The following is an 18,882-nucleotide window of genomic DNA, read 5'->3' as shown; positions in this document are numbered from 1 at the left end:
AATCTTCACTAATTATCGTACCTGTTTTGACTCGCTCAAGGTATTACGCATAATTTTGTGCTATTAGTTCGGTAGGATTTGTTCCGTTTCCTAAAAACTTCGTTTTTTAAATTATTTCAACTAAGTTATTTGCTTTTAATTTAGGATAATCTCTTAGTTTTGCATGTTTTTCTGGGTATAAACCCCATTCTTTGATATTTAAAGCTGCATTATAATCTCTATCTACCTCTTTACCAGTATATGCTGAAACATATATACGTTTACCATCTTCATTAACTTCTTTTAACTCGTGTTTTGACTCGTATTTAGTCCCATATTCTACTTGGCTCGTTTTATATGGATCCACTTTAATAAGAGTTTTATTTTGCTTGTTTACTAACGACTCTACAATTTTTGATAATTCATAAGGTTTGATTAAAGCTAATCGCTTATTCTTACCTGTATTCTGTGCTTTATTCATTGACAAATTACGTTTTCTCATCTCAAAAGCATCTATTTTTTCGATGATGATAGTATCGTAGTCATCGACTAATTCGTGTACTAATCCTCTATATGTTTCAGTTAGGATATTAGCTTTTTTAGCACTTAGCTTTGCTTGTTTACGATGATACCTTCTCCATAAATCTGTTTTACCATGTTTATTGTATTCATTATCTCTTAGTGACTTTATTTTATCTTTTTTAAATTCTATTTTACCTACTTTTTCTATTACTTTTTTAGGAATAGCTATTACTTTATTTTCAGAAGTCCTAAATACTTCATTTTTAAACATGTTCCAATCTGCACCAACAACTTTATTTTGAAAAATACGTTTCTTCTCACGAGTAAAAGTTATTTGTAGTCTAAATGTATTATCTGGTAATCTTTTAATCTTAGTTAAAGCTATCTCTTCAAAATTAATATTCTTTAAATTCTCAAATACTATTATTTCTCCAAAATCAGCTACATTTAAATAGTGTGGCGAAACCAATTTTGTATTGCCATTAGGTAATTTTTGTGAAGTAATTGTCCTAAACGAGTTATTATTCCGTAGAAAATTCATTGAACCCTTACGATACCATGAACGGTGTTTAGGATTTTTGTGCTTACCGTTTTTATCTTTAGTAATATTCATTCTAAGATTATATTTTTCAACATCTGACATTCGCCCTGCTTGTTCCAATCTCTTACGATACTGAGAAAAATTAGTGAAGATTGTTTTTAAAAATTCATCTGCGGCATGAGAAGATAATCCTAGTTTCTTAGCATTCCAACGTTTTAAGTCGTATTTTTCTTTAATAAACATTGCCTTAATTTTATTATTAAGGTAATTTACTCCTTGTCCAAAAGGTAAAGGTCTACCAATATGTTTACGACCATAGGTCTTATATAGATATTTCAATGTAAATTGATATAACTCATTTTGTATTTTTATTGCTTTTTCATACAATTCTATTTGTTGATAACTTAAAGAAATATGATATTGTCTTGTATATCCAAATTTATTACTCTTCTTTTTAACCATTCATGTAACCTCCTTTCGAGAAATATATGTTATAATTATAATAACATTTAAAGGGTGGTATGTAAATGATTATACATGAAGAGGGATATGTTTATAACTTTAATTTTCATCTAGTTTTTGTTACTAAGTACCGAAGAAAAATATTTGACACTAAAGAAAAAGTAGACACTATGAAAGCTATTTTACAACGACAAGCAACTATTTCAGAAGTAACTATTAGCCAGTTAGAGGTTATGCCAGACTATGTACATATGTTAATTTCTTTTAAGCCCAAATATGCTCCATCTAATATTGTTAAAAATCTTAAAGGAGCGTCAGCTAGAATATGGTTTAAACAATATCCTGAAACTAAACAATTGTTATGGGGTGGACACCTATGGTCTCCTAGCTATTACATGGGTACTCTAGGGGATATGAGTAAAGAAGTCGTAGAAAAATATATTGAATCTCAATATACAGAAGCTATGAGAAGGCAGCTTAAAGGCTACTATGGTAAAAATAGATAAGTTAGTTTAGCGGGCTTGACCCCTGATTGAAATCAGAGGTTTGCGCCCGTTTTCTAATCAAATTTGGAAAAAGAAAAATAAAAAATCCTTTTATTTGATGAGCGTCAATTTTTTTAACGGAAATCTATCCTATACTAAATTCAGTAAAGAGAAAACTATTTTAAACAAACCAAAATTATAGGAGGAATAAATCATGACTGAAAATAAAGCTACTCAAGAAAGAACACCCCAAGAAAGATTGCAAGAAGAACAAGAACACAAGGAACATGTTCATCATACGAAAATTAATGCAGCGGCCATTGCAGATCATCTTTTAGGCAACATGCATACATTACATGTGAAACTGCACCAATATCACTGGTATGTAAAAGGAGCCAATTTCTTTACGTTGCATGAAAAATTTGAAGAGTTGTATAACGAAAATGAAAAATGGTTCGACAAACTTGCGGAGCGTCTAATTACTTCTGGGCATAAACCTGCTTCGACAACGGTTGAATTTGAAAAATATTCGATACTTTCGGAAGATGCAGTTAATAAATACTTTAAAGCAGAAGACATGGTTGAAAATATTATCGAGGATTTCAGAAGCACTCGTGACCTAACTATTCGTGCGATTCGTTTAGCTCAAGACGAGGGTGACGATGCTTTAGAAGATACATTGATTGCTTTTAAAAATGACTTAGACAAGAACATTTGGATGCTGCAAGCGTTCATTGGTAAAGAAGCATTAGAAGATGATGACGCTCTTGATGAGGATGAAGATTAAGGTAAAAGTAGAAGCTGATTTAGGGATTGGAATTCTTTCCAGTCCTTTTTCCATTTTCTTGATGTGCATCAATTTTTTTGTAGTAAGAGACTTATATAATAAAAGTAGCGAATATAAACAAAATAAATAAAGGGGGAGAATGAATTGACTAAACATACCCATCATGAAATTGGCGACCACGCAGCCTGTATCCGCTTGGTTCCAATATTCAATCACTTAGAGGATAGCGCGATGAATTACATTGCTGAAAAAGCCCACACGAAACAGTATCAAAAAGGAGAGTTTCTGTTTCGTTCACAAGAAAAAGAGGATACTTTATATATTATCAATCGTGGGAAAATCCGTATTTATCGATTGGCAGACTCTGGCAAAGAGCAGCTAGTGCGGATCTTGAACCCTGGTGATTTCACCGGAGAATGGACCTTGTTCAACCCGGATGCAGTACACGAGGAATATGCCGAAGCAATCCGAGATACCGTTGTCTGTATGATTCAGCGAAAAGATGTCCAAGATTTTTTGGAACAATACCCAGCTATTTCTTTAAAACTATTGGCGGAAATGTCTAAACGGTTAGAAAGTTCAGAACGTCAAACGACACAAGTAGCCTTGGAGAGTGTCATTACCCGTTTAGTTTTGTTTTTGGCAGAAAATGTGGAACCTGAAATGGGCAACTCTCCCACCATCACCCTGCCGATGGGAAAAAAGGACATTGCTTCCTATTTAGGAACGACACCTGAGACCATCAGTCGCAAATTTGGAGAATTGGAGGACGAGGGATTGATTCAACAACTGTCTGGGAAAAGGATCAAGATTCTGGATTTAGATGATTTATTGCTTTACAGCGAATAATCGGACACACTTTTTTCTACACGTTGGTGTTCTGTCGCTCTTCATTAACAACGGAACAGAACTCAGTGCTTTTGCTTCCATCTGTCCGTTTTTAGCTTTTTTAATGACGATTTGGCGGAAATCCTCTTACTTTAGTGAGGGGATGGATAGCCTAAGCCTAGGACTCGTAGAGTCCTATTTTTTATATGCATTATATTTTTGGTCGTTAACATATCTCTCAACAACATCTTTACTCATGTTACCTAGAGAGCCTAGATAATAGCTAGAAGACCATAAATGACCGCCCCAATATTGTTTTTGTCTAATTTCTGGATGTGTTTGTAAGAATAGGAATGCACTTCTGCCTTTTAGTGCTTTGATTACGTCTACTGCTGATTTTCTCGGTGGAAATGAAATAAGCATATGTACATGGTCTGGCATTACTTCCATTTTTTCAATGACTATTTCATTGTCGTCAGCTACTCTTTGTAGAATATCTTTCATTTCGTTAGATAACTTTTCATTTGTAAAAGTCTTATTTCTGTATTTTGTACACCAAATTAAGTGAAAATGTAAATTATACACATAACGCTTTGTGTATATTGCGTCTTTTATTTTATTAGTCATTGTATAGTCTCCTTTACCTTATAAAATTAACGATTTCTCTTGATACAAGCTAATACATTGATTATAATTATAGTATAAACTTAAAGGAGGTGAAATACAATGAAGAAGATGAGTGATTTAGAGTATCATTATGGATTGAAAATGCGCATTTATCCAAGCACTAACCAAAAGAAGATTATTAAAATTAATGGTAACATTGCTAGAACTATTTATAATAAAATGGTTGCTATTGACCAAGAATTATATAAGTTGAAACAAGTTAAGTTACCTATTGATATTGTTAAGGAACGTATTAAAGAATTAAAAAGTCGTAAAAACGCTAGAAATTTGTCTAATCATTATCAGTACATGCAAGATAAGAATATTGATAGTTTAGCTAAAGCTAACGCTATTCAAAATTATCAAAAAGCGTGGAAGATGTTTAGAAAAGTACATTCATCTGGTACACCTAAGTTCCATAAAAAGAGTTACCGTTTGAGTTATCAAACTAATGCTCAATATGGTAAAGATGCTAAAATGGACGTTTATTCTGCTAGCGTAAAATTTCTTGATAAGAATCATATTAGTTTGCCTAAATTAGGTAGCTTAAGAGTATCTGGTTCTCACCGTCGTATTATTGACAATAAAGATGATATTAGAATCGGTACTGTTACTATCTCTAAAGATACAGCTGATAGATATTTCGTATCAATGCAATTAGGCTCTGATACACCATTTGTAAAGAAATTAGCTAAAACTAATTCTCAAGTTGGTGTTGATTTGAATACAGAGAATTTTTTGACCGATAGTTTTGGTAAAGTGGTAGCTAATCCGCGTTATTACCGTACTATTAAAGGTAAAATAGCTAAAGCTCAAAAAGTATTATCTAGAAGGCAAAGAAGAGCTAAAAAAGAAAAACGTTCTTTACGTGATAGTAAAAATTACCAAAAACAAAGAGTTTTAGTAGCTAAGCTCCATGACAGAGTGCGCAATCAACGTAATAACTTTTTGAATCATGTTACTACTGCACTTATCAATAACCACGATTTGGTGGTAGTAGAAAATTTGAGAAGTAAAAATATGCTCAAGAATCATGCTTTAGCTATGTCTATATCCGATGTAGGCTGGAGAAGCTTTTTACAGAAATTGGATTATAAAGCTAATTTGTATAACAGAACAGTTATATCAGTTAATCCTAAAAATACAACACAGACTTGTTATGCTTGTGGCTTTATAATGGGTACAGATGGAACTGATAAGCTAACTCTCAAGGATAGAGAATGGACTTGCCCTAATTGTCATGAACACCATATTAGAGATTGGAATGCAGCTAAAAATATTCTAGCTAAAGGATTAGACAAGTTAGAAAAACAAAAAAACTTAGCTAAAGCTAAGTAAAGGGTGCGTTTGGCAGCTCGCGCCACCCGTATATTATTGTATACAAAGTGCTGTGGTAAATTGATGTGTAAGACGTAAGTATCTTTTTTGGATATTTATGCTGTATTTTACCCACGGAAGAGTGTGTTAGTAGAGCCGAAAGGCTTGAACACTCACAAGCCCCATGTCTTTAGACTGGGGTGAGTTGACTGGTACGATGTTCTGTCCCTTAATAGTAGATTTAAAACTTTGCAACAGAACCAAAAGAAGTGCAAAACTTGATATGCGTCAATTTTCGTCTGCTAAAAGTGAGCTATACTACAGTTGTAAAGAGGAAAAGGAAGTGTTCATTAATCTGCAATCTGCTGCGGATAAAATAAAAACACATAAAGGAGATAGGAATTATGGAAAAAGCTATATTACAATTAGAAACGTTGTCTTGTCCAAGTTGTATGCAAAAAATTGAAGGTGCCTTGAAATCAGTTAACGGTATTGATAAAGACAGCATTAAAGTATTATTCAACTCTAGCAAAGTCAAAATCAATTTTGATTCAGCTGTCACTTCGATTGAAGAGATTCAAAAAGCTATTGAAAACGTAGGCTATCAGGTCCTCAAAGTAAAAGTCAAGGCCGCTTAACAGATTAAATGAACTAGGCAATTCTGGAAGAAAAGCTATTTTTCCGGGATTGCTTTTTTGTTGCAATCCGATTCGAGGTGCTTAGAAACGATAAAAGATAACTTTCTAAACTTGATAGCCGTAAATTTTTATTCGATAAAAAGAGGGTATCGTTATAACTGTAAAGAGGAATAAGTGTCATTGAGGCTGTTAGATCAAAAAATAGTGAGAAGGGACACGTATTTTTTCAAAACTTGATGTCAGTCAATTAATTACTTAGGCAATTATCTTATATTGTATTTATCAATAAAAGAGAAATTAAATTTGGAGGGAAAAAGCATGCAACAATATATATTAAGCAAGAAAAATGTTATCGCCGTTATCAGTGGATTGTTAATCGCACTCGGTTTCTTCAGTCACTTTGTTTTAGAAAACGTAGGACTTTCAGAGTGGTCTTTGATCATTGCCTCTGTCTTTGGGATTACGCCAATTGCCATTCAAGCATTTCAAGCAATGAAAGTCAAAGTCATCAGTATTGATGTCTTAGTCAGTATTGCAGCGATTGGTGCGCTTTTTATTCAAGATTATGAAGAATCGGCTATTGTCACGTTCTTATTCTTATTCGGACACTACTTAGAACAACGAACATTGAACCAAACGCGATCTGCTATCAAAGAATTGACTGAAATGGCACCCGAAAGCGCCTTGAAACAAATGGATAATGGCAAATTTGAAGAAGTAGAAGTGGATGATGTAAATGAAGGGGATATCTTGCTCGTTAAAACGGGTGCGAAAGTTCCAGTGGATGGCACAGTCCTTACGGGCGAAGGGCATATCAATGAAGCTAGCATTACAGGGGAAGCTGTTCCGGTCAACAAGCTACCTGATGCAGAAGTTTTTGCAGGAACCATTTTAGAAAACGGAACGATTCAAATCAGAGCTGACCGAGTTGGTGAGGACACTACATTTGGAAAAATTATTGAACTCGTGGAAGAAGCACAAGATTCTAAATCCGAAGCAGAACGGTTCATTGATCGCTTTTCTAAATACTACACACCAGCTGTCTTGGTTCTGGCAATTGTTGTATGGGCGTTCAGTCAAAATATTGAGTTAGCAATCACCATCTTGGTTCTAGGTTGCCCAGGTGCATTAGTTATCGGAGTGCCTGTCTCAAACGTTGCCGGTATCGGGAATGGTGCTCGTAACGGTGTTCTTTTAAAAGGGAGTGAAGTCATTCAAGACTTCAGCAATGTGGATACAATTGTATTTGATAAGACAGGTACTTTAACTGTCGGAAACCCAACCGTTGCAGCGACTGAACTGTATGAAAAAGATTCTGCTGAAACGCTTGGCTATCTGGCCAGTGTGGAATGGGAATCAGATCATCCATTAGCAAAAGCGGTCTTAAACCAAATTGGAGAAACAAATTTTTATCCTGTTGAAGGAACTGAAGTCGTGAAAGGCGGCGGAATCGTTTCAAGCGTAGCTGGACATAGAGTGGCTGTTGGGAATGTGGCCTTGATGGAAAAAGAAAATGTCACTCTCAGCAAAAAAGTGCAAAAAGATGTCAAACGGTTTGAACAACAAGGGAACTCTCTCGTTTTGACAGCGGTTGACGGTGAATTAAAAGTACTGATGGGCATTCGCGATCAAGTCCGTCCGGATGTGAAAGCTAATTTGCAGGAATTAAAAGACTTGGGCGTGAAAAATCTAGTCGTTCTTTCAGGAGATAACCAAGGAACCGTTGATGTGGTCGCCGGCGAACTTGGTTTGACCGAAGCTCACGGCCACATGTTGCCGGAAGACAAAGCGGCTTATATCGGAAAACTACAACAACGTGGTCAAATTGTAGCCTTTGTTGGAGATGGCGTTAACGATAGTCCGTCCTTAGCTTTAGCAGACATTGGAATCGCAATGGGAAGCGGAACGGACGTAGCGATTGAAACATCCGATGTCGTTTTAATGAATTCGAACTTCAGCAACTTGCCTCACGCATTAGGATTAGTAAAAGCCACCGTAAATAATATGAAACAAAATATCGTGATTTCAATTGGAGTAGTGTTGGTCTTGTTGACCAGCGTCTTCTTCAGCGAATGGATGAATATGTCTATCGGAATGTTGGTTCATGAAGGTAGTATCTTGGTGGTAATTTTCAATGGCATGAGATTAACGAAGTATAAGTTGAAAGGTCGAAAAGAACAAAAAGAAGTATCAACACCTGCAGAGAAAGTAAAAATATCTTAAGAATAAATTAGAGGATGAACATAGGCACTGATTGTCCCTTATTCAAAAAATAGTTTTTTGCGTATTGGGAAAAGTCTTTAATGGGGTCAGAAACTTAACAGTACATGACACCTACTTTATTAATATTTTTTTACTCAAAAAGATTAGAAGGCTCCTATGTCAAGAATGCCGGACTATATTCGAGTAGACTTTTGCGATGGCAATTTAAACGGCGTTGTTCGTATTGAATTTGACCGCTATCGGCAAAATAACGCTGGGTATAAACGCCATAACTGGACATTTGAGTCACGGTGCCGCGCTTGATTTCACGGCTGATCGTGCTGGGATCGCGGGCTAATCTTTTAGCAATCGCCCTGATCGAATAATGATCTTCATAAAGACTCTGGATTTGGCCACGCTCCTCACGTGATAGTTGCTTATAAGAAGCTGTTTAGTATCTTTGATTTTGACCCAATAATTTGATAAACTACTGTCAAAAAAGTTGGTGATCATATGCAACATTTTAGTCATCATTACCAAAGCGATATTTCTCGGCAACAATTCGATTTGATCCGTCAGGATCTGGAAGCTTCAAGAAAACGAACTCACCCAAAACACATTGATCCTTATGATATCTTCTGTGCCATGCTCTATGTCCTTAAAAATGGCTGTACTTGGCGTGATTTGCCGGCTGATTATCCAAAGTGGTCCACCGTTTACTACTATTGGATGAGTTGGTCAAAAGCCCCCACCCCTGATAAACCAGCTTTATTAACTCAGGTTTTAAAAAAATTGTCGCTGATCGACGATTAAGGCAAGGGCGGTCAGCCCGAACTTCGTTCGTCATTTTAGATGCCCAAAGCATTAAGAACACCGCTACCGCTGAAAATAAGGGTTACGATGGTGGCAAGAAAATTTCCGGCATTAAGCGCCATTTAGCCGTCGACATCAATGGATTCCCGCAAGCTATCCATATTACCCGGGCTAACATCACTGATCGTGACGGGGCGATTGCACTCGTCACCCTTAATTTAGAGCAGTTTAAATTGGTTCGAACCATGATGGTTGATAGTGGTTATACCGGCCAAAATTTTGCCAATGAGATTAGCAGTTTAACCTCAGCCAAGGTAATCGTCGTTAAATGAAATGAGTTACACCAATTTTCGGTTATCCCCCAACGGTGGCTCATTGAACGTTCATTTAGTTGGTTGGGAAATTATCATCGTTTATGGCGTAACTGTGAGCGTAAGCTCAACACTAGTCTCATGATGGTTTCGTTAGCTTTTATCAGGTTACTTCTCAAAAGATACTAAACAGTTTCTAAGATTTTTTGATGGTATCTTTAGATTGGGTCATGAAGTCCGTCCTAACTTATTGGTTTTGTCACTTATAAGTTTAAGGCTTCATGGCCTTTTTGGTCTAGTTATTTAGGTGTTGCACTTACATTGTAAATCCGGCGTCACAAAAAAATTGACTGACGAGTCAATAATTTGTTGACTCGTCAGTCAATCGCGACTATACTGTAGGAAGGTTGATCAACCGACATATTAAAACGTGTTTCAAGTTTGACCTTAAGGAGGATGACAAAAATGACAACAGCTATTATCGAACTTGACCATCTTCAAAAAAACTTTGGCAAGTTTGCCGCATTAAAAGATGTCAGTTTCACGTTGGCACCCGGTCAGGTTCTGGGTTTTCTAGGACCTAATGGGGCCGGCAAATCCACGACCATTCGAGTTATTTTAGGCTTATTAAAAAAGAGTGGCGGCTCAGTGACCGTCTTCGGCAAAGATGCCTGGCGGGATGATGCGGCGATTCATCCACGCATCGCCTATGTTCCTGGGGACGTTTATTTATGGCCAAATCTTTCTGGCGGCGAAATTATCGACCTATTGCTACGTTTAAATGGCCGCCAGCATAATCAAAAGACCGATGAACTAATCAAGGCCTTTGAATTTGATCCGAAGAAAAAAGCTCGTACCTATTCAAAAGGCAATCGTCAAAAAGTAGCGTTAATTGCTGCGTTGTCGCAAGATGCCGATTTGTATATTTTTGATGAACCCACTTCTGGGCTTGATCCATTAAATGAACAGACTTTCCAGCAAGAAGTTTTAAAACTGAAAAGAGCCGGTAAAAGTGTGCTGCTATCAAGCCACATTTTGTCCGAAGTCGAGCGAATGTGTGATTCAATTGTTATCATCCGTGATGGTAGTGTGATTGAGAGCGGCAATCTTGATCAATTACGGCATCTATCGCGGATCAAAATTGAAGTCACCACCGCTACCCCAATGACTGCTTTGGCAAAGCAAGCTGGCGTTCACGACCTCACTTATCGCGATTCCGAGCACACCAAGGCGGTTTTCACCGCTGATCGAGACGCGCTTGGCACCATCATGACCACACTGGCCGCCAACACCGTGGTCGACATGCAATCAACGCCGCCAACGCTGGAAGAGTTATTCCTGCGTTATTATGGAAAGCAAGGTGAGACTCATGCGGCACAGTAATCGGAACGCAGGTTATCTGCTTCGGGCAAACCTCAAACAAAATCTAAAATTTTCACTCATCTGGCTTGTCATTTTGATCATGATGATTGCCAGTGGTGCTGGCAAATTGGAAGCAGCCTTTGCAGGCGGGGCCTCGGGCTCTAAAGAGATTGTCAAAATGCTGCAAGCGCCGGGCATGGCGGCAATGTTTGGCGCGATGCCAAAGGTGGACACGTATAACACAGCGATTGTGTTTGCTGGTGTGATGGTCGTCTTCATGATTATTTTGCAGGCCTTATGGGTTATGCCGCTGATGATTCGCAACACCCGCGGTCAAGAAGAAAGTGGCTTGCTCGAAATGGTTCGCGCTCGCAATGTTGGGCGAACGGCTGCCATCACCGCCGCTTCGCTTGAGCTTCTCATCGACAGTGCCATAATGGGTATCCTCTATTTTGTCTCGTTGGCCGCTGTCAACATGGGTGGTACTGACTTGTACGGTGACTTCCTGTTTTCACTGGGGATGGTGATCGCCAACTTGCTATTCGGAGCCATTGCGTTGCTATTCGCGCAACTAACCAATAACACACATACAGCCAATATGTTGAGCTACATGGTGCTGACTGCCGCTTATTTGGTTCGGCTGGTCACCGATATCCAGCATCAAAATCTGACGTGGTTATCACCAATTGGTTGGTTCGAAAAAGCAAACTTCTATACTGATAACAACGTCTGGGCTTTAGGTTTGGCCTTACTGGTCAGCATTCTGCTTGCGGCCAGCGCCACCATGATTGCCCGCAACCGCGATCTGGGCGCCGGGATTATTGCTGAACGCACCGGCCGAGCCAAAGCTGCCGGCTGGCTTCGCTCGATCCCTGCCTTACTGTGGCGAACTGAGCGCAGATTATTTGCTGGGTGGTTAATCGGCGCCGTGGTGTTTGGCGGCGTCATGGGTAGTGTGCTCGGCGGCGTTGGCGACATTCTTAAAACGAATCCGCTTTATCGTAAAATACTAGATGTTGGCCAAATCAACGCTGCCAATCAGACCATGGTCCTGTCATTCTTAGGCATGTATCTCGGCATTTTCGTCGCATTAGCCGTGACTGCTGGCGTCCAAGTGGCATTCCGACTCAAACGCGATGACAACCTTGGTTACTTGAGCGTCATTCATGCCGAAAAGCCAACGCGAACCACGATCAGTGTCAGCTACTATTGCTTTGGTCTGCTGGCAGGCGTGTTCGTCCTTTCTGCTGGGCTGCTGGCCTTGTTCTTCACTGGGAACACTGTTCTCAGTCACCCGTTGCCGCTCAAGTACCTCGGTCGCCTATTCGTGGCTAGCGTTCCGGCTGTGATATCGTTTATCGCCCTTGGCATCGCACTAGTCGGTCTGTGGCCACGCTTAAGCAGTCTATTCTGGCTGTATATGGGAGCCGGTCTGATCGTTCAAATTTTCCGGGGATTGTTTGATTTGCCAAAACACGCAGGCAACTTCACACCTTTTGGCTGGATTGCCAATGTACCGGTTGAAAACGTTGATCAAACATGGCTAATCGTGATGGTTGTTAGCGCTATAGTATTATTTATTCTTGGCATTGCTGGTTATCGCCGTCAGGATTTGAGCCTATGAAAAATGTTGTGACAGATCCTGAAAAGGTCACCCGAATCCTCAAAACAGCGACGGAAATTTTCGGCCAGCAAGGCTTCATCAAGAGCAAAACCGATCAGATTGCCAACCAAGCACAAGTATCTAAGGGCTTGCTCTTCCATTATTTTGGCAATAAACAAGCGCTGTATCTTGACGCTTTCAAATATGCCTATCATCGAATTTATGATCACATGGACCCTAAAAAGTGGCAGAATGCCCCTGGCTTGGCTGCCATGATGACCACTGCAGTTAAGTATGAGTTGAAACTACAATTCAAATTCCCAGCTGAATACCGCTTGATGATGCAAGCCTATGCTGATTTACCGCATTTTCCCGAACCGTTGCGACAACAAGTGCAGCAAGAAACAACTGCCATATCCGCTGAAACCGATCGCATTTTTCGCGAGAAAATTGAACAGCTGCCTCGTCGTGAGGGCCTGTCAGTCGATGACGTTTTCGGTGTCGTTTCTGCCTTAATCGCCCAACAAACGGCGGTCACCACCAGACTCATTGCCAGTGGCCATTATCGCAAGTTTGAAGATCTGCAGTCCGTGGTTGAGACGATGGCACGCCAGTTATTGATTGTCGAACACGGCTTTTTACCAGATGAAAGTTGACGTCAGCTGATAGATCAAAAAAGGTCATTAGGGTATACCCTAGTGGCCGTTTTTATTTCTGTGCTATACTAGGAATTACAAGCGTTCATTAGAACTGTCCAAAAGGAGAATTGGAAATGGCTAAAATCGGTTATGCGCGTGTGAGTTCCAAGGAGCAACATTTAGATCGACAGTTAGCGGCTTTAAAAGACGTTGATAAATTATTTACGGATAAATTAAGTGGGGCTAACACTAATCGGCCAGAACTGCAAAAAATGCTGGCCTATATTCGTGAGGGTGATATTGTAATGGTCACTGAATTAGATCGCTTAGGCAGAAACAACCATGATTTGACTAAGATCATGAACTCCATTCAAAATAAGGGTGCCACCCTAGATGTGTTAAATTTGCCGTCCATGACAGGGATTGCTGACCCAAATTTACGTCAACTGATGACCAACTTGATTATTGAACTCTATAAGTATCAGGCCGAAAGTGAACGTAAGCGAATCATTGAGCGCCAGCAACAAGGGATTGCCTTAGCTAAGCAGCAGGGTAAATATCATGGGCGCAAACCCCAATATGCCAAAGATGATCCCCGTTTGCAACATGCTTTTAAGCTTTATCGAGCTGGCATGAGTGACATTGATGTGTCCCGAAATACAGGTATTAAACGGACGACCTTTATTCGATACCGTGTGAAATACGGTATTAAAAGAAAATAGGGCGCCCTTTTGGTTAGCACATGTTAACTGAAAGGGTCCCTATTTTCTTTACTTAAAAGGTAGATTGATGAAATGCTAGCTAACGCTAGTCCTAGTGATAAATTGTCTAAACGCTTGCAAGCAATCTTTGCCCAAGCATCTATTTCTCGGCGTGATATGTTGGGTGCAATGATTGGCGCCGGTATGAATATTGCTACAGCAAAAAGTGAATCATTTGCAGTGAATGAACTCAAACAGCAGTATATCGATGGCTATAATAATTCAAGCCCTAATAAACTATCAACAGTTCCAGATAAAGTAGCCAACCAAGCTGAGTATTCTCAACGAATTTGGGTGCATGGCGACGTCATGACGACACGAATGAAAGAAACCCTGAACAAGGGTTTGAGTCGCCGCATGAAGAAATCAGACATCAATAAAATGACCCGCAGTATTCCTCAAAGCGGTGATCGAATTGATGACAATTTAACAACGCCTATGAACCAAATGCTATCCAGAATTCATACGTTAACAACTAATGAAGCTATACGCAATAGCAACGGTGGTAAGAATAGAGCGTATGATGAACAGAATGTTCAGTATGTGATGTGGTTAACCGAGGAAGATGATCGTGTTTGTGATATTTGTGAACCACTTGATAGACAAACATTTGCCTATGGACAAGCACCGATTCCAGTCACGGATACTCATCCAAGGTGTCGTTGCCAGCTGGTAGCCTGTGATGAAGATGGGAGTCTGCTGTCTGGTGAACTTGATAGGGTATTTAAGGAACAAAAAAAGCCCACTTAGTTTAAAACTAAGTGGGTCAGGAATATTATTAATTGGCTCCGCTCACAACAAAGTCGAGGGGTGCTAACTAAGTTAGCATCTATAATTTAGTATAAGAACCTTAAATGAAGCTTAAAAACTAATTCTTTGATTTACCGACAAAGAAAGAAACTACAGCAACAACAATTACTGCTCCAATAATTGAAGGAATAATTGCCATTCCGGCTAATTGAGGGCCCCAAGATCCGAGTATAGCTTCTCCAATAGAGGAACCAACTAATCCGGCAACAATATTAGCAATCCACCCCATTGATTTTCCTTTGCTAGTAATTGCTCCAGCAATAGCACCAATGATGGCACCAATAATTAAAACCCATAACCAATGCATAAAACCTCATCCTCTCTTATTTTTCGAAGGATGTTTTTTAGATTTGTTATAGTTTTGAATTTCTTTAAAAATGGCTAATAAAAGTTGAGATATAGAAATGATAATTGATATTTTTGACCAAAGTCCAAATCTTTTCATATGAAATCCTCCATTATCTAAATTGCATCCTTCTAAATCTAATTATAGGCAATTGAATATTTGCATACAAGTTATTCGATTGTGCCATTCTTTTTAAAATAGGAATTTTTGATTTGCCTTTTTCTCAATTACAGACGTTAAAGAATAATTGATTTAGTTGTTGAGCTTACAAACAATTTAGCATACGGACTTAAAAAGGAGTTTTGATGAGGCAAATTACAAGTTTAATCCGAACAAGCCCGGAATCTTTCAATGGCAGTCTGTTGATGATGTATTTTTAATGGTCGTTGATTAATTAGTTCAAGTGCTGCTAGGATCTCATCAGTCGTTACTTGGCTAAAATTGGTCTTTTTCGGGAAGAACCAGCGTAACCGTCTATTAAAATATTCATTGGAACCTCGCTCCCATGGTGAATATGGATGGCAAAAATAAACTTTGATCTGATAATCCTGTTCTAAGGCCTGATAATTGGCAAACTCTTTACCATGATCAACAGTAATGGATTTTACTTGGGGACCGAAGGCCCCCATAAACTTGCCAAAGGCGGTGTTTAGAGCCTTAGCCGTTCTATTAGGGGCTTTGATGGCCCATAGAAGTCGGGTCTTACGTTCTACGAATGTAACCAGACATGATCGTGACTCACTTCGACTAGAAAGCACCGTATCTACTTCCCAATGACCAAAAGCTAACCGTTGATTAACAGTTGTTGGCCGTTGTTCGATGGAAGTCCCACTTGTAAATTTCCCACGATTTTCGCTCACTCGGTGCTGGCGGACATTCCGATTGGGTAGATCAGTCAATTTGAAGGGGAGCCAGCCACGATTAAGCCAATTATAAATTGACGCAGTGCTCAAGTTATAAGCGGCCGCAATGGTTTCTGGTGACCAGGTTAATCGTAAGTGATTGGTAATTAAAGTCGCTAATGCTGCCGTCAGCATCGAACGACGACCGCAATTCCGCCTTTTGCGATCTGCATCTTGCTGAGCTAATTCTGGATCATAAGGTTTAACTCGGTCCAACTCATAGCTAATCGTAGCTTTGGCGACGCCTAAGGCGTCAGCCATTACTTGGTAAGATTTATTCCCCTCATTGACCAGTTGTGCTAGTGCGCCACGTTGAAAACGTGATAAAGTAGATGTACCCAAAGTAATCACTCCCTATATTGGTTGGAATTAGCTACTACCATTGTAAGTGATTGCTTTGGGCTTTTTAATTTCTGTTCGGATTAATTATAGAATTTGCCTGATATAAAACCGATTTGATACAAATAACGAAAGGAAGTAGCACTTATGAAATACCAATTAGAGTACGATAAACTAGCACTTACTGAACCTTTTTACTATGAAGAACGAGGAGAATGGCTTGATTGTCTGCAGATTTGGTTACGATTCTCTCCGATTTTTACTGTTCCTAAAGGCGATACACCAATAGAGGTACCATTAAATTTGAAAGATGGCACGAAAAAAATGCTTTCTGATTTAGTTAGAGTTGCCTTTGATGGTAAAAAATTTACTTTTGAGAACGTTCAAGATACTTTGGTTCAATATGAAATTGTTGCATACGGTCGAGGTCTAACGAATGATAATAACATTCATATAACTGATGCCAAAGAATTTACTGAAATAGTAAAAAAGTATAACCAATATATTGAAATAGATACTCGGTTACAAAACCTAGCATATTCTTGGCATTTATTAGATTAATGCTAGTTTGTTATTTCATCAAGCTAATTGCATAGATCTCATTAATGGCTATAAACTCGCCACCAATCATCAATTTATCCTGGTAATAGCCTTCTATTTTCCCCTCAATAAAAGGGGCCACATAACCATTTTGATCTTGCAGGCTGCGTTCGACTCTAACAACCTGACTCTTTTCCAAAGCCTGACTTAAACAGCTTTCAATCTCGTTAAGCGCCATTTGTTCACTATGCCGGCGATTTAATTTAATTTCGTCTTCACGATCTACCTTATTCAAACTAGCCGTATGATCACTCAAGTAAAATCCTTGCCACTTCATCATGCCTCGGTCTTGATATTGGTTTAAAAACTGTGTTACCAGGTTTGGGTCAAATTCTTGTTTATTCATAGGAATTCCCTCCAGCGTGGCCACCAACTAAGCCAGCACGTTGTACAGCGGTTGCGCCAACAGATTTACTTGATAACTTAATCAGTGATGTGAAACCATATTTTTTTCGAATGTCATCAACCGTACGATCAAGATTGCGATTTTTTAAAGTTTTGTACTTTGTATCAAACAAATTCAATTGCACAACATTATCGTCAACTAGACCAGCACAGCTAATTGAGATGTTCCGAACGGCTTCGCCTTGCCACTTATCACGAAAAAGCGTTATAGCATAAGCTGCTAGAAGTCCGTTATCATTGGTGGCATTAATTTTCATAGAGTGGCCAAAACCACGTTTCCTGGTTTCCTCCTTTGCTCTGAAAGAATAACCGATTCCTAAGCTAATAACTGTAGCCGCTTTATGATGTGACCGAATTCTTGTAGCCACCTGTTCGGCGATTTCACGTAAGACAATCTCTATTTCTTCTTGCTTGGTATAATCGCGTGGTAGCACCTGACTGTTTCCATACGATTTAGCCTTAGGTACGTACTTATCACGAATTAACGCCCGATCGATACCCCAACTAAACGCATATAATTGCCCGCCAATAACCCCAAATTTCTGTTTTAAAAGAAACGGGTTATAGTGGGCCAAGTCATACATTGAATTGATACCTAACTTATTTAATTTCTCGGCTGTCTTATGGCCAATTGACCAAAGATCATCAAGTTGTGTCACTGGCCACAGTTTGTCCTGAACGTCTTCATAGTGCCATTCACCAATTAGACTGTGGGTACGTTTAGCTTCCATATCAAGCGCAAACTTAGCTAGTAGCGGATTATCACCGATACCAACTGTTAAATAGATGCCCAGCTCTTCCTTAACCTTTAGCTGGATCTTTCGAGCCACCTCTCGTGGGCTGTCTCCAAAAAGTTTCCAGCTATTCGTCATATCAATTAAAGACTCATCAATCGAATAGGGTTGAATATCCTCTTCTGCCGCAAAACTCTTAAAAATCTCATGAATGGCCAGATTATACTTGATATAAAGGTTCATACGTGGTGGCACAACAATGATCCTATTATCTTTAGGTACGTCCCTGGTGCGCATGACATTACTAATTCCAAAGAGTTTCTTGGCCATTGGTGAAGCAGCCAGTACTAAGCCACCATTTGTGTTTTCAGCCGTAGACATGACGACAAGTATTGACCTTAAAGGATTCAGACCAAGTTCGACTGACTCACAACTCGCGTAAAACGACTTTGAATCGATCATAAACACGACGCGGCGCGACTCTTTAGCATAATCGTACATTGGGCATACCTTCTCTTAAAGCGTTAGCCTGATAATCTAAAGACTTCTGGACGTGGCCAAATTCAATCATGGTCATGTTAGGAATATGCTTCAAACAGATTTTAACAAGTTGATCGCGATCATAAAAATAGTTGCAACTATCTATTAAGATTGTCGACTCATTTGCTAGTTCGTGTCGCAGCTGTAAACTACCGTCATAATGCAGTACAAAATATTTGTCTGAGTTTTCTAACCAAATTGGTCCTTCGAAAATCATTGCTGTAGCCCCCTTCAAATGACATTATACAAACATACGTTCGCTGGGTCAACTGAATTATTACTTATTAATTA

At 39.1% G+C, this 18,882-nt stretch carries 19 protein-coding genes and 3 pseudogenes; 13 read left to right on the top strand and 9 right to left on the bottom strand.

The features are described 5' to 3' along the window. Positions 1–106 precede the first annotated feature (106 nt). The gene (locus OZJ21_RS00675; protein ID WP_268857257.1) at positions 107–1,504 is read right to left on the bottom strand and encodes a transposase; all 1,398 of its coding nucleotides are present in this window, start codon (positions 1,502–1,504) and stop codon (positions 107–109) included. Positions 1,505–1,569: 65 nt separating this feature from the next. Between OZJ21_RS00675 and tnpA (OZJ21_RS00670) the strand changes: the two genes are divergently transcribed. The 3 genes from tnpA (OZJ21_RS00670) to OZJ21_RS00660 all read left to right on the top strand — a co-directional run bounded on the left by tnpA (OZJ21_RS00670) (position 1,570) and on the right by OZJ21_RS00660 (position 3,625). Further along, a complete protein-coding gene (gene tnpA / locus OZJ21_RS00670; protein ID WP_268857256.1) occupies positions 1,570–2,010 on the top strand; it encodes an IS200/IS605 family transposase in 441 nt (146 codons plus the stop codon). A gap of 193 nt (positions 2,011–2,203) precedes the next feature. Next, entirely contained in the window at positions 2,204–2,776 is a 573-nt protein-coding gene (locus OZJ21_RS00665; RefSeq protein WP_003706982.1) for a Dps family protein, read from the top strand. A gap of 144 nt (positions 2,777–2,920) precedes the next feature. Beyond that, positions 2,921–3,625, top strand: coding sequence for a Crp/Fnr family transcriptional regulator (locus OZJ21_RS00660; protein WP_003706984.1), 705 nt, complete (start codon positions 2,921–2,923; stop codon positions 3,623–3,625). Positions 3,626–3,756: 131 nt separating this feature from the next. Here the strand turns inward: OZJ21_RS00660 and tnpA (OZJ21_RS00655) are convergent. Further along, positions 3,757–4,231: pseudogene (gene tnpA / locus OZJ21_RS00655) on the bottom strand (IS200/IS605 family transposase). Positions 4,232–4,330: 99 nt separating this feature from the next. On the opposite strand from tnpA (OZJ21_RS00655), the gene OZJ21_RS00650 reads away from it, so the two are divergent. From OZJ21_RS00650 to OZJ21_RS00640, 3 genes are all read left to right on the top strand, one after another. Then, positions 4,331–5,608: an RNA-guided endonuclease InsQ/TnpB family protein gene (locus OZJ21_RS00650; RefSeq protein ID WP_268857255.1), complete on the top strand. Its 1,278-nt coding sequence runs from the start codon at positions 4,331–4,333 to the stop codon at positions 5,606–5,608. Positions 5,609–5,991: 383 nt separating this feature from the next. After that, positions 5,992–6,225 carry a heavy-metal-associated domain-containing protein gene (locus OZJ21_RS00645; protein WP_003710871.1) on the top strand — a complete coding sequence of 78 codons (234 nt, stop codon included), beginning with the start codon at positions 5,992–5,994 and terminating at the stop codon, positions 6,223–6,225. 318 nt (positions 6,226–6,543) lie between these two features. Beyond that, positions 6,544–8,448: a heavy metal translocating P-type ATPase gene (locus tag OZJ21_RS00640; RefSeq protein ID WP_095761704.1), complete on the top strand. Its 1,905-nt coding sequence runs from the start codon at positions 6,544–6,546 to the stop codon at positions 8,446–8,448. A gap of 163 nt (positions 8,449–8,611) precedes the next feature. Here the strand turns inward: OZJ21_RS00640 and OZJ21_RS09815 are convergent. Next, a pseudogene (locus tag OZJ21_RS09815) lies at positions 8,612–8,872 on the bottom strand (helix-turn-helix domain-containing protein); the annotation flags it as partial. A 68-nt stretch (positions 8,873–8,940) separates the two neighbouring features. Here OZJ21_RS09815 and OZJ21_RS00630 point away from each other — a divergent pair. The 6 genes and pseudogenes from OZJ21_RS00630 to OZJ21_RS00605 all read left to right on the top strand — a co-directional run bounded on the left by OZJ21_RS00630 (position 8,941) and on the right by OZJ21_RS00605 (position 14,665). Next, positions 8,941–9,740: pseudogene (locus OZJ21_RS00630) on the top strand (IS5 family transposase). Between the two features lie 276 nt (positions 9,741–10,016). Next, positions 10,017–10,934, top strand: a complete 918-nt coding sequence (locus tag OZJ21_RS00625) for an ABC transporter ATP-binding protein (protein ID WP_013085963.1) — start codon at positions 10,017–10,019, stop codon at positions 10,932–10,934. Next, positions 10,921–12,537 (top strand): ABC transporter permease, encoded by a 1,617-nt coding sequence (locus OZJ21_RS00620; protein ID WP_087310890.1) that lies wholly within the window; start codon positions 10,921–10,923, stop codon positions 12,535–12,537. Before OZJ21_RS00625 ends, OZJ21_RS00620 begins: the two co-directional genes overlap by 14 nt. Then, positions 12,534–13,172, top strand: a complete 639-nt coding sequence (locus OZJ21_RS00615; RefSeq protein ID WP_003708736.1) for a TetR/AcrR family transcriptional regulator — start codon at positions 12,534–12,536, stop codon at positions 13,170–13,172. The genes OZJ21_RS00620 and OZJ21_RS00615 overlap by 4 nt, the downstream gene beginning before the upstream one ends. A 116-nt stretch (positions 13,173–13,288) precedes the next feature. Beyond that, on the top strand, positions 13,289–13,876 hold the full coding sequence (locus OZJ21_RS00610) for a recombinase family protein (protein ID WP_003596518.1): 588 nt from the start codon (positions 13,289–13,291) through the stop codon (positions 13,874–13,876). Positions 13,877–13,948: 72 nt separating this feature from the next. Continuing rightward, positions 13,949–14,665, top strand: coding sequence for a minor capsid protein (locus OZJ21_RS00605; protein WP_003708739.1), 717 nt, complete (start codon positions 13,949–13,951; stop codon positions 14,663–14,665). Positions 14,666–14,783: 118 nt separating this feature from the next. Here OZJ21_RS00605 and OZJ21_RS00600 read toward each other — a convergent pair whose 3' ends face one another. From OZJ21_RS00600 to OZJ21_RS00590, 3 genes are all read right to left on the bottom strand, one after another. Further along, complete coding sequence (locus OZJ21_RS00600) at positions 14,784–15,032, bottom strand: GlsB/YeaQ/YmgE family stress response membrane protein (RefSeq protein ID WP_003606447.1); 249 nt, start codon at positions 15,030–15,032, stop codon at positions 14,784–14,786. Between the two features lie 6 nt (positions 15,033–15,038). Further along, positions 15,039–15,170, bottom strand: coding sequence for a hypothetical protein (locus tag OZJ21_RS00595; protein ID WP_016511903.1), 132 nt, complete (start codon positions 15,168–15,170; stop codon positions 15,039–15,041). A gap of 224 nt (positions 15,171–15,394) precedes the next feature. Further along, on the bottom strand, positions 15,395–16,315 hold the full coding sequence (locus OZJ21_RS00590; protein WP_011373852.1) for an IS30-like element ISLsa1 family transposase: 921 nt from the start codon (positions 16,313–16,315) through the stop codon (positions 15,395–15,397). A 144-nt stretch (positions 16,316–16,459) separates the two neighbouring features. On the opposite strand from OZJ21_RS00590, the gene OZJ21_RS00585 reads away from it, so the two are divergent. Then, positions 16,460–16,873, top strand: a complete 414-nt coding sequence (locus tag OZJ21_RS00585) for a hypothetical protein (RefSeq protein WP_034998389.1) — start codon at positions 16,460–16,462, stop codon at positions 16,871–16,873. A 10-nt stretch (positions 16,874–16,883) separates the two neighbouring features. Here the strand turns inward: OZJ21_RS00585 and OZJ21_RS00580 are convergent, their stop codons facing one another. From OZJ21_RS00580 to OZJ21_RS00570, 3 genes are read right to left on the bottom strand one after another with little or no spacing between them, the layout of a single operon-like run. Beyond that, positions 16,884–17,258 (bottom strand): hypothetical protein, encoded by a 375-nt coding sequence (locus tag OZJ21_RS00580; protein WP_013085967.1) that lies wholly within the window; start codon positions 17,256–17,258, stop codon positions 16,884–16,886. After that, positions 17,251–18,552 carry a Y-family DNA polymerase gene (locus OZJ21_RS00575; RefSeq protein ID WP_116843789.1) on the bottom strand — a complete coding sequence of 434 codons (1,302 nt, stop codon included), beginning with the start codon at positions 18,550–18,552 and terminating at the stop codon, positions 17,251–17,253. The genes OZJ21_RS00580 and OZJ21_RS00575 overlap by 8 nt, the downstream gene beginning before the upstream one ends. Next, entirely contained in the window at positions 18,536–18,808 is a 273-nt protein-coding gene (locus OZJ21_RS00570; RefSeq protein ID WP_034998393.1) for a hypothetical protein, read from the bottom strand. Before OZJ21_RS00570 ends, OZJ21_RS00575 begins: the two co-directional genes overlap by 17 nt. Between the last annotated feature and the right edge of the window lie 74 nt (positions 18,809–18,882).

Origin of the sequence: Ligilactobacillus sp. UO.C109, assembly GCF_026847815.1 — a bacterium.
In the GTDB taxonomy this organism is placed as follows: domain Bacteria; phylum Bacillota; class Bacilli; order Lactobacillales; family Lactobacillaceae; genus Ligilactobacillus; species Ligilactobacillus salivarius.
The sequence above is the reverse complement of the archived record's forward strand: the minus strand, read 5'-3'. Positions and strand labels throughout refer to the sequence as shown.